Annotated in this window: 12 protein-coding genes; 8 read left to right on the top strand and 4 right to left on the bottom strand. The window is 54.9% G+C overall.

The features are described 5' to 3' along the window. From VK738_21660 to VK738_21640, 5 genes are all read left to right on the top strand, one after another. A partial coding sequence (locus VK738_21660) for a TetR/AcrR family transcriptional regulator (GenBank protein HTD25270.1) occupies positions 1–599 on the top strand: 599 nt, incomplete at its 5' end. Between the two features lie 174 nt (positions 600–773). Then, positions 774–1970, top strand: coding sequence for a hypothetical protein (locus VK738_21655; GenBank protein HTD25269.1), 1197 nt, complete (start codon positions 774–776; stop codon positions 1968–1970). A gap of 58 nt (positions 1971–2028) precedes the next feature. Next, positions 2029–2268, top strand: coding sequence for a MoaD/ThiS family protein (locus VK738_21650; GenBank protein ID HTD25268.1), 240 nt, complete (start codon positions 2029–2031; stop codon positions 2266–2268). Between the two features lie 217 nt (positions 2269–2485). Beyond that, on the top strand, positions 2486–2773 hold the full coding sequence (locus VK738_21645) for a hypothetical protein (GenBank protein HTD25267.1): 288 nt from the start codon (positions 2486–2488) through the stop codon (positions 2771–2773). Positions 2774–3012: 239 nt separating this feature from the next. Then, a complete protein-coding gene (locus VK738_21640) occupies positions 3013–3684 on the top strand; it encodes a response regulator transcription factor (protein ID HTD25266.1) in 672 nt (223 codons plus the stop codon). An 11-nt stretch (positions 3685–3695) separates the two neighbouring features. Here the strand turns inward: VK738_21640 and VK738_21635 are convergent, their stop codons facing one another. The 3 genes from VK738_21635 to VK738_21625 all read right to left on the bottom strand — a co-directional run bounded on the left by VK738_21635 (position 3696) and on the right by VK738_21625 (position 8145). Continuing rightward, positions 3696–4205 (bottom strand): DinB family protein, encoded by a 510-nt coding sequence (locus VK738_21635; GenBank protein HTD25265.1) that lies wholly within the window; start codon positions 4203–4205, stop codon positions 3696–3698. A gap of 733 nt (positions 4206–4938) precedes the next feature. Beyond that, positions 4939–6375, bottom strand: a complete 1437-nt coding sequence (locus VK738_21630; protein ID HTD25264.1) for a reverse transcriptase family protein — start codon at positions 6373–6375, stop codon at positions 4939–4941. A 249-nt stretch (positions 6376–6624) separates the two neighbouring features. Next, entirely contained in the window at positions 6625–8145 is a 1521-nt protein-coding gene (locus tag VK738_21625) for a glycosyltransferase family 39 protein (GenBank protein HTD25263.1), read from the bottom strand. A 125-nt stretch (positions 8146–8270) separates the two neighbouring features. On the opposite strand from VK738_21625, the gene VK738_21620 reads away from it, so the two are divergent. Further along, entirely contained in the window at positions 8271–9623 is a 1353-nt protein-coding gene (locus tag VK738_21620; GenBank protein ID HTD25262.1) for a M48 family metallopeptidase, read from the top strand. 22 nt (positions 9624–9645) lie between these two features. Here the strand turns inward: VK738_21620 and folP are convergent, their stop codons facing one another. After that, a complete protein-coding gene (gene folP, locus VK738_21615; protein ID HTD25261.1) occupies positions 9646–10548 on the bottom strand; it encodes a dihydropteroate synthase in 903 nt (300 codons plus the stop codon). Positions 10549–10672: 124 nt separating this feature from the next. Between folP and dacB the strand changes: the two genes are divergently transcribed. Together dacB and VK738_21605 are read left to right on the top strand one after the other, a co-directional pair. Further along, positions 10673–12361, top strand: coding sequence for a D-alanyl-D-alanine carboxypeptidase/D-alanyl-D-alanine-endopeptidase (gene dacB, locus VK738_21610; protein HTD25260.1), 1689 nt, complete (start codon positions 10673–10675; stop codon positions 12359–12361). A gap of 168 nt (positions 12362–12529) precedes the next feature. Then, the gene (locus VK738_21605) at positions 12530–14803 is read left to right on the top strand and encodes a S9 family peptidase (protein HTD25259.1); all 2274 of its coding nucleotides are present in this window, start codon (positions 12530–12532) and stop codon (positions 14801–14803) included. Positions 14804–14813 lie beyond the last annotated feature (10 nt).

Below are 14813 nucleotides of genomic sequence, written 5' to 3'. Positions count from 1 at the left end.
CGACCAAAGCACCGGAAGCCACGCGACGGAAGATCCTGGGAGCCGCATTTGCGGAGTTCTACAAGAACGGTTTCCAGGGTGGGAGCCTGAATCACATCGTAAAAGTGACAGGGACCACCAAAGGCGCGCTGTTTCATCACTTCTCAGGCAAGCAGGAACTGGGTTACGCAGTAGTGGACGAGATCATTGCGCCGATTCTGAAGCAGCGTTGGCTTGATACCTTAGCGGATTCGACGAACCCAATCGCGGACATGAAACGTTCCTTCCGGCGATTCGTCAAAGAGGACATCAAGAGCGGCTCGTTCGTGCAGGGATGTCCATTAAACAACCTGGCGCAGGAGATGTCGCCGCTGGATGAAGGATTTCGCAAGCGAATCGACAAACTTTATAACATGTGGCGGAAGTGTTATACAGACGCCTTTACGGATGCCATGAAGGCCGGAAAAGTGAGAAAGGACATCTTGCCGCGCGCCGTAGCGGCGCTGGTTGTGGCATCACAGATGGGAATTTGGGGCACAGGCAAGAGTTCGCGGAGCCAGGAGTTGATGGTACAGGCAGTCGAGGCGCTGTGCAGGTATCTAGACAGCTTGAAGCCTTAAATACAAGAAATGATATGCAAAAATAAAAATGCAGAACCTGTCGATTCTACGTCGGTCGTGCGTCGTATATATAAGGCTACGTGTTAAACGTAAACAAAGGCGAGCATCAAGACCCCTCGCTACAAGCCATGATAGGGTTGTCGGCGAGCATCTTCAAAAATCTAAGGAGGAAGGATGAGCAAGGTACGAGTACTGGTTGGCACACGCAAGGGCGCGTTCGTCCTGACGTCGGACGGCAAGCGCGAAAAATGGGATGTGAGTGGTCCGCATTTCGCGGGTTGGGAGATCTACCACGTCAAGGGATCGCCCGTTAACCCAAACCGGATTTATGCGTCGCAGTGCAGTGGATGGTTCGGACAGATTATTCAGCGCTCCGATGATGGGGGCAAAACCTGGGTGCAGCCAGGGACACCGCCGGGCGAACCGACCACAGGGCCGGGGGGAATGCCCAAAGGCGAGAGCAACAAGTTCGTGTACGACACCTCGACGGAGACCGGCAACCCCCTTACCACTCATCAGTGGTACGACGGCACCCAGCATCCGTGGGAGTTCAAGCGAGTCTGGCATATCGAACCATCGCTGACCGATCCCAATACTGTCTACGCCGGAGTGGAAGACGCCGCTTTGTTTCGCTCAACCGACGGCGGCCAGAACTGGCAGGAGCTCTCTGGACTTCGCGGCCACGGCACAGGCCCAAAATGGCAGCCCGGTGCCGGCGGCATGTGCCTGCACACGGTCATTCTCGATCCGAGCAACCCCGGCCGCATCTTCATCGCCATCTCGGCTGCGGGCGCCTTCCGTACCGACGACGGCGGCAAGACGTGGAAGCCGATCAATCGTGGACTGCATTCGCAATACATTCCCGACCCGAATGCTGAGGTCGGCCACTGCGTCCACCATATCGCCATGAATCCCACACGTCCGCGTGTCCTTTTCATGCAGAAGCACTGGGACGTCATGCGCAGCGACGACGCCGGAGATTCGTGGAAAGAGGTCAGCGGCAACCTGCCTACCGACTTCGGATTCGTGATTGACGTTCACGCGCACGAGCCTGAGACCATCTACGTGGTCCCGATCAAGAGCGATGGGGAGCACTTCCCTCCCGATGGCAAACTGCGCGTGTACCGCAGCCGCACCGGAGGAAATGAGTGGGAGGCGCTCACCAAAGGCCTGCCGCAGAGCGATTGCTACGTCAACGTGTTGCGCGATGCGATGGCCGTCGATTCGCTCGACAAATGCGGTGTGTATTTTGGCACCACAGGCGGGCAAGTATACGCGTCGGCTAATGCCGGAGACAGTTGGGCCCCTATCGTCCGCGATCTGCCAGCCGTGCTTTCTGTGGAGGTCCAGACATTGTCTGGGTCAAACTAATATGATCCGAGTTATGCTCCCGCAACACTTGCGAACCCTGGCAGGTGTTCACGGCGACGTGGAAATCGAGGTCGAAGGCCAGGCCACGCTGCGCTTGGTCCTCGACGCGATTGAGGCCCGCTATCCGATGCTGCGCGGGACGATCCGCGATCACGTCACGCAACAGCGCCGGCCGTATTTGCGGTTTTTCGCCTGCGAGCAGGATCTGTCGCATGAATCACCAGACGCCCTACTGCCTGCCTCGGTCGCGTCCGGCTCGGAGCCATTGATCATCTTAGGGGCTATTGCCGGCGGGTAAACAACCGTAGTTGGGACTCGGTGTGCGAATATGGCGGACTGCACAGCGCGCTCTGCCACATCCTCAAAAGCCCGTTATCGTAGAATGTTTGGGGTCCTGGTGTTGGGAAGGAAAAACGTAATGAAAATCGTGGCTTTGGATCGCACGTATTCTGCTCGGCCTGGTCTTCCTGGTATTTGGGCTGAATGGTTTCCTGCACTTTCTTCCTACGCCGCCCTTGCCTTCAGGAACGGCAGGCCAGTTCATAGGCGCACTCTTCCAATCACATTACGCGTTCGTTGTATCTGCGCTTCAAGTTGCAGGTGGCGTACTTCTGCTGGTAAATCGCTACGTGCCGCTCGGGCTCACGCTTCTTGGCCCTGTGATTGTGAACATTTTTTTGTATCACCTGCTCATGGATCCGAAGGGTCTGCCCCTGGCGATCGTAGTCGTGATTCTATGGTGCATTGTGGCCCTTCGTCACCGCCAATACTTCTCAGGCCTGTTTGTGCAACGGGCGTCATAGACGGCACAAGTCGTCATACTTTATGACCAGCTTGGCTCGGTATCGTCCGAGGTTGCGACGAAAGGCTGCCAATTACCAACTCGGATTGCGCATTGACCACAAGCCAACATGCCCTTTAGTACCGCAGCGCTTGTCCTACTGGTTGTGTAGAATCATGGGACGACGCCACGCGTATTTCCCAAAGGTGGAACACTTGAAAAGCAATCCTGTAAAAGCAGAAACCTTGCACAAGGAGAGTTATGAAAACCTCTCTTCCTAATCATAATCATAAGAGACAGCCCATCCGTATTGCTGTAATCGAGACCGACCCGTTGCGGTTTGCGGGTTTGCATACCCTGTTAAATTCAGCGTCGGATTTAGAGCTAACCTTTACTTCCCTCTCGGAAATGGGCGCCCGGCAGAACATTGATCTTGCGCTCCTCGGGAACCATATCGGCCCCAATTTGTTCGAGGCGATGGCCACCCTGCGAGCGGCACGTCCTGACCTGCGCGTCATCGTGATGGGCTCCGGGATGGATGAAGAAAACATCCTCAAGGCCATTGCCGGCGGGGCCAAGGGTTATATTGACGAAGCCGCGGATCCAAGTGAGTTTATCAACGCGATCCGGGCGGTGAACCATGGGTCGGTGTGGGCGCCACGGCGAGTGCTCTCTCTGTTCATTGAACGCGTGAGCAACTCACCGGGACGCATCTTCCCTGCTGGCCGGGTGACTTTTACCGACCGCGAAAAAGAGGTGCTGGAAATGCTGGTCGCGGGTCGATCCAATAAGGAAATCGGCGCTCCCCTGGGCATCACCGAGCGCACCGTCAAAGCGCACGTCGCAAAACTGATGCGTAAAGTGGGAGTACAAAACCGAATCGCGCTTTCGGTGCACGCCATCACAAACTCACTGGTCTTTGTGGCCAAATGAGTAGGCGGGCCTCAACGCTTTTCCTTTAAGATCCGTTCTATTTGTTGCAGGTGATTCAGGTCGTGTCCCGCAATCATCCGCACGATGTGGGCCACGCTCTCGTTTCCTCTTTCCTGGTGGATACCGTAGTTCTCCCACAACTTGCGGGGTACGGTCTTGAGCAGAGCCACATTGCTGTTCCGCAGCACTCGAAAATCTTCCAATGACTGCTTTGAATCGCGGTGAGCGTAGTCAAGTGTCGTTGCCCATGAATCCTGATCGTAGGCCTGGATTGGGATGGCATTGCTGCTGAGAATCTGGCGCAAACGCCATGAGATTGCTATTTCCGCATCAGCCAAATGGGCGACGATTTCCACAACCGACCACTTGCCGGGAGCGGGCCGGCGCATGAGTCGTTTCTTGGTCTTACCTTTTAACAGCGCCGACAGCTTCTTGGGAGTGGTCTGCTGCAATGCTAAAGGTTCTTTTCCTTCTGAGTAACTCAACAGCCGCTGAGTATATTGTGCTGGCGTTTCCTGCATGGGTATTCCTCCACCTGTCTGTAATGGCCATCTGAATGACCTCAAAGAGTGTAACGCACATACAACGGGTGATGAGGAGTCTCACGTCGGCCAGGGGGGACTTGCTGCTAGTGGTTGGAGCCCTAAAAACAGCGCTGATCACCGCATATCCAGCGGCTAAAGTTGATGCCGGGGTGGGGTACTTGCTGAGGAAGTGCAGTACTCAGTACTCAGTAGTCGGTACTCAGAAAACAAAGCAGTATTCTGCTCTTGAGAAATGCCGATCATTCTACACCGCTTGGCTTCCTGCACCGCTTGGCTTCGCCAGATCGTGGCGGGGTGGGGGGACTTGCAGCTAGTGGTCAGAGCCCTAAAAACAGCGCTGATCACCGCATATCTAGCGGCTGAAATTGATGCCGGGGTGGGGTACTTGCTGAGGAAGTGCAGTACTCAGTACTCGGTACTCAGTACTCAGAAAAGAAGGCGGCATTCTGCTGCGGCTTCGATCTACCGGTAACGAATTTTCAAAGACCAGATGGGCCAAAAGCCCCCGCATTCTTGAATGCGGCTTTTATCTAAGGGCTCCGCGGTAAACCGCTGCGCCCTCGCCAACTGCTCGCGCGCATCCGGCGCTCGCATTTGGCTCACCCTTCAAAACACACCTCAAAGACAATTATGGCCTACAGTTGCTGTGAAACGAGCTTTTTGATGCCACGGTGATATCACTTTTTAGAGACTTTCGTGCACGCTGCAACTACTTCCACTGAATCTGCTCGAATATTGCGCGAAGGCGTTTTCCTTTGACCGGGTTGATCATCTCCACGAAGCCCACTCGGCCTTCGAGGTGTGAACGAAAGTGAGGATGAGCCTCGCGGTTCTGGCTCTCAGGACCGAGCCGAACACAGTTCGTCAGTATTGCTTTGAAGCGATCAAAATCGGCCCGGATAACGTTCAGGTGCTGATTGGCGACGAGGCCCGCCAAATGCTGGCGCACACCCTGGCGCATGATGCGTGTCTTACGATGATGTACGGCGAAACCCTCTTCGAGCAAAATTGCAGCGACTTGGGTTGAGAACCTCTCTACGCAGCGTTCCAATGTTTCACTGCCGGAAAAGGCAAGATCATCGGCGTAACGCGTGTACTTAGCGCTAACCGATTTCGCCAAGCCAGCGAGGCGGCAATCAATCCGGTAAGAGCAAAGATTAGCGAGTGCCGGCGATGTAGGCGCGCCTTGCGGCAAATGCGGCCGGGTATACAGGGCCCGCGCTTCCCACAGGTGACCAGGATCAACATCGAAGGCAGGCTTTTTCCACGCGCTGCGTGGCGCGGCGTTCGTGCAAATGCCCCCAAGCAGATCGGCAACCGATTCGGGATAGCCCATGGTGCGAAATAAGGTTTGAATCCTTGCCCCGCCGAAGGTAGGGAAAAAATCCCGCAAGTCCATTCGCAAGACAACGCGCCGGCCCACGTGGGGGGCCACGAACGTCTTGATGGAGCGTCCTTTGAGGAAGCCTTGCGCGGCAGGATGGGGCGGGATCTTTTCAAGAATTGCGGACAGAATCTGTCGTTGCAGTTCTTTCAAACGTGGCTTCGGTGCTTCAATCAATCGAATGTTGCCGGAGCGCTTGACCAAGACTTGGTAGTGATAGTGCCTTAGTTGCTGGCTGCTTTTCCTGTATCCGAGTCCCTTGAGATCGGCGAACCACTGCAATTCGCTGGGAGTGAGCCCAAGCCACTCGGCCAGGGCCCCGAAAGACTCGATGGCTGGAACGTCCCACATCTTTGCCGCCGCAACCGGCTGCATCTGCTGCGGCTCGGTCAGCCGTTGCTGCACGAACAATTCGCGGAAGTATTTCGACTGCACCTGTGCCATGCCGCGGTCGTGAAGAAGAAACACAACCACATCGCGGTGCCGGGGACGAGGACGTCTCCCGCTGGCAAAGATCTCGACGTAGCGCTTCGCAAGGGGACGAAGCCAGCGCCAGGGCTTGCCCAGAGTCCGGCTGCCACGAGCAATGACCTGCTCGACGTTCTGTTCGCCAGCCAGAAAGGACTGGGCGAGCGCGTTCAAAAGCGACAGATTCGGCATGATCAAGGCGGTGGCAAAATAGGATGCAGAATGTGACGGCAGAATACTCCAACCAGTCTGACCTTGCGTGAGCTGGTCTGCGCTCCGCGCAGCGAGGCTCATGCGACGAGATTTCAGTTCATCACGATTCCCTGGGGTAACCCCAGAGAGGCCCAACCGAACTCGAGAGCCCGATTCAAGCCAAGCTTGGAGTATTCCGCCGCCGGAGAAATGATAGCAGGGCCTTGTAGCAGGCTTTCTCGATGTCCCATGCTTTACAAGCCGGGGGCTAAAGCCCAATTTTATTTCATCCCTACCCCGGCCTAAAGGCCGGGGCTCCCACCGACGCTGCTTCGCTTTGCTCGCAGCGACTCAGCGCTTTTGATCCAGCCCACTGCCTGTGTTGGATTGTGCGGCTTTGCTGGTGTAACAGAGAATTTCAATTTCGTGGAAGTGTTGACGGCTGACCAACGCGTGTCCGCTTTCCAGCGAGGTTTGGGTTTTCTCTAAAAACGACGTTTCGACTGTATCGCTAGGATGAAGTCCATAAAGAACCAGCCAGATGGTCGGTATCTTGTAGGGGGAGGCTGCTTCATCGAAAGGGCTTATGATCGCCGGACTGACAGATGCCGGGCCCATGCGCTCGCGATAGTAATCAAAAGGCTGTTGCCCATACTCGCGATAAAAGACAATGCCATCCTCAGGCCGCACATGTGCAAGTAAGTAGGCCGTCGCTCCTCTCCAATCTTCCTTCGGCTTTGAGTAATAGGTGAATATTGCGGGAACGAAGAGTGCTCCCAGCGCCACGGTCGCAACCGTGAACTTCGTATTAGAGCGGAAACGGCACAATCCAACTGCCGCCAGCAGTGTCGAGGCGGGCAAGCTGATGAGTAAATACCGGGGAAATAACGGCGGCTTCCACAAGGAGACCAGCACAATGCTTGCAACCGGAAGAAGAAACCAGCCCCATAGGAGGGCATGCCGCCAGCGAGGGGCGGGTTCCCCGGGGTCTCGCCAGGCTTGACGGAAGCTAATGCCCGCCATCCCCAGGACCAACAAATAAATGGGGAACTTCACACCCGCGCCTGTGAGGGTCTGCAGCGCATGAAGCAGGTCCCACATAGTTGGTTTAGCGCCCCAGGGAATTTTTGGGAGATTCCTCACGATTGTCAGACTGAACACTGGAGCAATCAGCAGCAGAATCACCGTTGCACTTAAAATTGCAGGTTTTAACTGTGTCTTCTTGCGATCCAGGAACGCGAGCGACAACCACTGTGCCGGCAAGAGAAAGACAGCAAATAGATGGCTATAGATAGCCAGTACACTGCTCACAACATAGAGCAGCCACCATTTGCGGGCTCCTTCTTGTACTCCCCTGATGAAAAAATAGAATGCCGCCACGGAGAAGAACACACAAAGCGCGTAGCTGCGCGCTTCCTGAGAATAGGCGATATGGACCGGTTGCACGGCCAGCAGAAACGCCGCCGCCAATCCTGTCTGTTTGCTGAACAGACGCGAACCTAGTGCGTACAATAACGGGACCGTTGCCAGGCCGCAGAGGGCAGATGGCAGTCGCAGCCAAAGCTCACTGTCTCCTAAACGCACCCAGAAATGTAGCAAGGTGTAGTAGAGGCTCATGTAGAGGGCAAAGACGCTGGTATTAACTTGCGGAGACCAGAGACCATGCCACACGGAAGAGAAACTGGAGCGTGCAATCCATTGGCTGTAGGCTTCGTCCAGCCACAAGCTCTTTGATCCGAGTCCAGCAAAGCGGAACACGGCCGCGATGATGGTGATAAGAGTGAGCCAGCGAGTTACATGCGCAGGCGAATCAGACGATATCGGGAATGACGCTTTGATTTCATTTCCGGGCAGTGGTCGAGTGTCATTCAAGCGAGATTGTGTCTCGGTACTCAACCCGCCATTATAAATAGATACTGGCTATGGGGGCGCTCGCGCGCAAGCCCCTGTGTATATACTCTCAGCATTATTTCTATTCCTACCTGAAAGGCACACTAATGATTTCTCGTGTTTGGCGGCCTTGCGCTCTGATCGTTCTTCTCTTTTCTCTTTTCTCGCGTCTTGCCTTTGCGGAGCAGGCCCCCAATCCGGGCACTCAGCCTGCCACTGCCATGCCATCGGTCATCAATGTTCCTGCAGGGGCGCAGGCCTCTGCGAATTTCGACACTGATGTTGCCACTAATGCTTACCTCGCGGAAATTCCCGCAAGCGCCAAGGCGAAATCGGATGCCTACTTCGAAGGCGGGTACTGGCTCATTCTGTGGGATTTTGTCTACGCCGTCGCGGTCGTATTGCTGTTGCTCAATCTCCGCTGGTCGGCTGCTTTCCGCAACCTGGCGGAACGCATCACGCGCTTCAAGCCGCTGCAGACGATGATTTATTGGGTGCAATACCTTTTGGTCACGTCGGTTTTAGGTTTCCCGCTGACGGTATACGAAGACTACCTTCGCGAGCATAAATATGGATTGGCAACCCAGACCTTTGGTCCGTGGATGGGTGACCAGTTCAAAAACCTTCTTGTGGACCTGGTGCTGGGAGCGATTCTCTTTACCCTGCTCTTCGGTGTAGTCAGGCGCTTTCCACGCACATGGTGGTTATGGGGCGCGAGCGTGAGTACTTTATTTACCGTTCTAGTGACTCTGATCGCTCCGGTTTATCTTGTTCCCATCTTTAACAAAGTTACACCTCTGAACGATGCCAAAATCGCCGGGCCCATTTTGAGCATGGCACGGGCCAACGGTATCGCGGTGAAAGACGTCTATAAGATTGATGCCTCGAAGCAGTCAACCCGTATGAGTGCGAACGTGAGCGGACTTGGCCACACCCTGCGCATTACGCTGAACGACAATCTGCTGCGTCGGGGCTCTTTGGAAGAGATTCAGGCAGTAATGGGACACGAGATGGGGCACTATGTGCTCAACCACGTGTATAAAGGCATCTTCTTTTTTGCCATCGGCATCTTCGCCCTGTTTGCCCTTCTCTATTGGGCGCTCAACTGGTCGCTGGCACAGTGGGGAGAGAAGTGGCAGATTCGTGGCGTCGGCGATACCGCGGTGCTTCCATTGGTTGTACTCGTGGGGCTGATCTTCATCTTTGTGCTGACGCCCGTAGTCAATACTTTCATTCGGTCGCAGGAGCACGAGGCCGACATGTACGGGCTCAATGCCAGCCGGCAACCGGATGGTTTCGCCCAGGGTGCAATTCACTTGGGCGAATATCGCAAGATGAGCCCGGGCCCAGTGGAGGAGTGGATATTCTTCGATCATCCCAGCGGCCGCAATCGGATTCACGATGCTATGCAATGGAAGGCGGAGAACTTGAAGCTGATGACAGAGCAGGCGAAGCCGTGAGTTGGGCTGCTTGCCGATAACTTCAACTGGCAGCAGCCAGGATGGCATCGGCCACACGCGCCGCTTCGACAGCAGGTTTTACATCGTGCACGCGGACGATGTGGATCCCCTGCAAGATGGCTGCAGCAACGGTTGCCAGCGTGCCATACAAACGTTGGTCTGCCGGCGCATCTTCTTTTTCACCGTTGGTTCCCTCGTGGGCCAGAGTGCGTCCGATGAAAGACTTGCGCGAGGTTCCTGCGAGCAAGGGGAATCCCAGCTCGTGCAATTTGTCGAGGTGGGCGAGCAGAGGATAATTTTCTTCAAACTTTTTGCCGAAGCCAAAGCCGGGGTCGAGGACAATACGACCGGGTTGCACGCCGGCGCCGATTACCGCTCCACTCCATTCTCTTAATTCGCGGCCCACCAGCTCCAGCAAAGCATCGCTAGAGAGTTGCGGCAGTGTGTGCCACTCTTCGGGAAGTCCGCGCGAATGCATCAGCACTACGCCACACTTAAGCTCGGCCAGGGTTTGCGGCATGGTGGAATCCCAGCGAGCAGCGCTTACGTCGTTCACAATTTCCGCTCCAGCCTGTACGCAAGCGCGTGCTACTCCAGACTTGTAGGTATCCACGGAGATCAGTGCGGAGGGCCTCTGCTTGCGCACCGACACGATGACGGGCAGAATGCGGCACAGCTCTTCCGCAGCAGTCACGCCTCCCTCACCAACTTTCGAGCCGGGGCGGGTGGATTCTCCGCCGATATCGAGAATGTCCGCGCCTTCGTCGAGCAGCCGCAAAGCATGTTCGACGGCATTTCCGTGGGAAAAGTGTCGTCCGGTATCGGAGAAGGAGTCTGGGGTGACGTTGACGATGCCCATGACCAGCGTGCGCGCACCTAGCTCCAGGCGCCGCCGGCTAAGCTTCCATTCATAATGTGGACGCATGTAAGGAGATTTAAACACAAAGAGCACTTAGGACCACAAAGACGATAGGTTACGGGGGTAACCTGCCAGTTAACTTTATTATTTTTCCTAACGGACTACACTGGCATAACACATGCGACAAAAGATGAGAGTTGGTTGCAGTAAGGCACCTCAGGGGCTAAAGCCCAAGCCTGATGAGACTTTTAACGGCACGGCTAAAGCCGTGCTCCTCCGAAAGCAATACACAGCGCTGTTCTGCTGGGCACTAATCTTTTGGGCGCTGCTCGTGTTCTTGCCGGGAGCATTGGGCGCTGATAGTGGCAAATCCGGACGCAAGAGCAGCAATCCGCTGCCAGGGAAAATTGCTCCTATTCTGGCGCAACCCGACCTTAATCGCAGCTTCTGGGGGATCCAGATAGTTTCTTTAGACGATCAAAGAGTCTTGTACTCACTGAATGCAGAGAAGCTTTTTGTTCCGGCCTCCAACACAAAACTCTTTACCACGATTACGGCCATGGCATTGTTGGGACCGGACTACCGTTTTCATACAACGGTCGAGGCCAGCGCTCCACTCGACAAATACGGACGAATTGATGGTGATGTAATTCTGGTGGGGAGAGGCGATCCTAACCTTTCGGGACGCAGCTTGCCTTATGCACTTAAGACGGAGCGCACGCAGCCTACCACGGTTGCCCTGGAGAACCTTGCCGATCAACTGGTAAAAGCCGGAGTGAAATATATTGACGGCGATGTGGTGGCTGATGATTCCTACTACGTTGACGAACCTTACGGTGCAGGCTGGGCCCAGGATGATTTGCAGTGGGGATATGGGGCCCCGGTTTCGGCGCTCACCATCAATGACAATCTTATTTTCCTGAACATTCTGCCGGGAGAAAGATCGGGTGACCGCGCTTTTGTCACGCTTGACCCGCCGACTGCATACTACAAAGTGGACAACCGCATCGTCACGGTTGCCACAGGCGGAACGCACAAGATTGGCGTGCATCGTGATCAGGGTTCGCACACGGTAACTGTATGGGGAACGGTAACAGTCAATGATGGACCCGACCACCAGGAGCTGGCGGCCGAAGATCCAGCAGACTATGCAGCGCAATTGTTTTACGAAATCCTGAGCAGACACGGCATTGTGATTTATGGTCACACCCGAGCGCAGCATACGTCGCAAACCAGCATAATGAACGAAGAGGTTCCGGCTGCATCGCTACCCACGCTGGGCGCGACTTCCTCGCTGTCCCTCGGCAACCACTTTTCCCAGGGGCTCGCGACCTATGATTCCCTGCCCTTAATAGAAGATATTCGCGTCACCAACAAGACCAGCCAGAACCTACATGCCGAGATGACATTGCGCCTGATTGGAAAAACCAGCGGCGGCATTGGGAACACGGAAACAGGATTAAAGATCGAGCAGAACTTGCTGACCCAGGCAGGGCTTTTGCCGGAGGAATATGATCTTCACGATGGTTGCGGCCTTTCGCGCGAGAACCTGGTTGCTCCAGCGGGGGTAGTGAAGCTTTTGCAATACGCGGCAAAGCAGACGTGGTCCGCTAAATTCCAGGACACCCTGCCAGTTGCCGGTATAGACGGCTCGCTTGCCGACCGCTGGAAGGGTACAGACGTAGCAAATCACGTGCGAGCGAAAACCGGCACTATAAACCATGTGAGTGCCCTCTCGGGTTATGCGACCACGCTGAGCGGCAAAAATCTGGCGTTCTCAATCATGGTGAACAACCACGCTCTTAAAAACGGGCGCGCCCGCGAGGTCATTGACCAGATTGTAACGGCGATGGTGGAAGATCAGACGGAGCAAAAGTAGTAAATTAATTTTGGAACGAGCGGGTAGCCTAATCGGCTGAGTCAAAGTAAACTTAGAGGCCGTTCAGACGTACGAGTATTCTTGCATTCATCAGAACAAAATACTGCCCCAGGATTCCTTTGGGTTTCCAGCGCTCAGGATGACATCAGGGGACCGAGGTAATCGCTCTTGAAGCGACTAATTATTGGCTGCCTTTTATCACTGGCAACATTCGCAGCAGCTCAGGGAATACCCGCTACTGCCGGTGGGCAAGAGCTGACCATAGAAAAAATCTTCGATGGCGTCGGATTAATTGGACGCTTGCCTGAGGCGCTGCAATGGAGCCCTGACAGCAAAAAGATCTCTTACATCCTGCGGGACGACAGCGGCGCGAATGGCCAGCTTTGGTATGTTGATGTGAGTGAAGGCAAGCCGGCAGTTCTGGTTACGCAGGACAGGCTGGCCTCGCTCTCTCCCCCTGATTACAAGGTCAGGAGCGAGCGCGAATTAGAGCGACGCTTGCGCTATGGCGTTGCCGGATATCATTGGGCCCCGGATTCCAAACATCTGCTTTTTGACTCGCACGGCCAACTCTGGTTCTACAGCCTGGATACCAACACGGGTGTTCCGCTGACCTCAGAAGACGATCTGGCCTATGATCCCAAGTTTTCTCCGGACGGGTCACGTGTGGCTTATGTGCGCAAACATAATTTGCGTGTTCATCCCATATCAGGCGACGTTGAGTTCCAGCTCACGCAAGACAAAGATCCCAATGTTCTCAATGGCGAGGTTGACTGGGTTTATGCCGAAGAGCTGGATGTCCGCAGCAATTACTTCTGGTCACCGAACGGCAAGCAGATTGTTTTTTTACAGATGAATGAAACCCCGGTGCCAACGTATCCCATTGAAGACTTTATTCCCACGCATCCCATCATGGACTTCCAGAAATATCCCAAGGCAGGAGACCCTAATCCGGCTGTGCGTGTGGCCGTGGTGGGCGCCTCGGGAGGCAAAGTGAAATGGATTGATATTCCGCGACAGAAGAACGTGGAAGAAGTGCTGCCGGCGCCGGGAATCGGTGGAGCTGAGGACATCTATATCCCCCGCTTCGGATGGGTACGTGATGGCATTCTTTACGTCCAAGTGCTCAACCGCGCGCAGAACATATTGAATCTTTATTTCATAGATGTTGAATCGGGCAGATCGAAGCTAGTTCTTAGCGAGACCAGCGAGAACTGGGTTGAGGTGAACGACGATTTCCGATTGTTGAAATCGGGGAACGAATTTCTCTGGGGAAGCTGGCGCGACGGCCATACGCATCTTTATCTCTATAGCTTCAATGCATCGAGTCCACTGAATGGGCAGGCCACTCTGGAGCGTCAGCTTACAAGCGGCAATTACGAAGTGCAAAACCTGATCGCAGTCAATGACTCCACGCATAACGTTTATTTCACCGCTAATAAAGATGACGACCGGCAAAGCCAGCTCTACTCGGTGCAGCTCGACGGTAGCGGGTTAAATCGCATCTCAAAAGAAGACGGTACGCATACTCCGGAATTCGCCGGAGACGCCATGCATTATGTAGACACCTTCTCTGCCCTCATGACTCCGCCGCGAGAGTCGTTATGCGGCGCCGATGGAAGCTGTCAGGCTTTCTGGGAACCACATAGCCTGAAAGAGTACAAACTTGTTCCGCCCAAATTTGTTGATTTCCAGGCGGAAGATGGGACTGTGCTGCATGGACTGCTGCTCATGCCACCTAATCTACAAGGTAAAGCGCCGGTGCTCATGAATCCTTACGGTGGGCCGCACGCCCAGCGCGCGCGCGACGCCTGGGGAGGAACCGATTCCCTCTTTGATCAAATTTTAGTGCGGGAAGGCATTGCAATTTTGCGGGTTGACAATCGCGGGATGGGAAATCGCGGACAGAAATTCGCGGCGGCTTTACGTCACAATTTCGGCGAAGTCGAGTTGAAAGACCAACTCGCCGCCCTCGACCAGGCGCTGGCACAGTTCCCGCAACTGGATGAATCGCGCCTGGGCTGGTGGGGCTGGAGCTACGGCGGATACATGACCTTATATGCGCTGACCCACTCCGACCGCTTTAGTGCAGGAGTTGCGGTGGCCCCAGTCACCGACTGGCACGATTACGATTCCGTCTACACCGAACGCTATATGGGGCTGCCGCAGCAGTTTGAGGAGAGCTATAAGAAAAGCTCTCCAGTGCATTACGCCGCTCATTTGCATGGCAGCCTGCTGATTGCACACGGCACCGGCGACGACAATGTACACATGCAGAATACGATGCAGATGACGCAGGCGCTGATCAACTCGGGTAAAAAGTTTGACTTGATGCTCTACCCGCGCAAAACCCACAGCATCACCGGAACCGAGGTACGCCGGCATTTATTCAACAAGATCAAAGACCATTTTGAAACATACCTGCTAAAGGCCGGGCGGTAGAGAATCATCA

The sequence above is a fragment of the Terriglobales bacterium genome (assembly GCA_035487355.1).
Classification (GTDB): Bacteria; Acidobacteriota; Terriglobia; order Terriglobales; family Acidobacteriaceae; genus QIAW01.
This window is presented reverse-complemented; position numbering and strand designations above follow the sequence as displayed.

Bases quoted from the DNA above. Each gene is read 5' to 3' on its own strand.
- VK738_21655 (HTD25269.1), top strand. From the start codon at position 774: ATGAGCAAGGTACGAGTACTGGTTGGCACACGCAAGGGCGCGTTCGTC.
- VK738_21640 (HTD25266.1), top strand. From the start codon at position 3,013: ATGAAAACCTCTCTTCCTAATCATAATCATAAGAGACAGCCCATCCGT.
- VK738_21635 (HTD25265.1), bottom strand. From the start codon at position 4,205: ATGCAGGAAACGCCAGCACAATATACTCAGCGGCTGTTGAGTTACTCA.
- VK738_21630 (HTD25264.1), bottom strand. From the start codon at position 6,375: ATGAGCCTCGCTGCGCGGAGCGCAGACCAGCTCACGCAAGGTCAGACT.
- VK738_21620 (HTD25262.1), top strand. From the start codon at position 8,271: ATGATTTCTCGTGTTTGGCGGCCTTGCGCTCTGATCGTTCTTCTCTTT.
- folP (HTD25261.1), bottom strand. From the start codon at position 10,548: ATGCGTCCACATTATGAATGGAAGCTTAGCCGGCGGCGCCTGGAGCTA.
- dacB (HTD25260.1), top strand. From the start codon at position 10,673: ATGAGAGTTGGTTGCAGTAAGGCACCTCAGGGGCTAAAGCCCAAGCCT.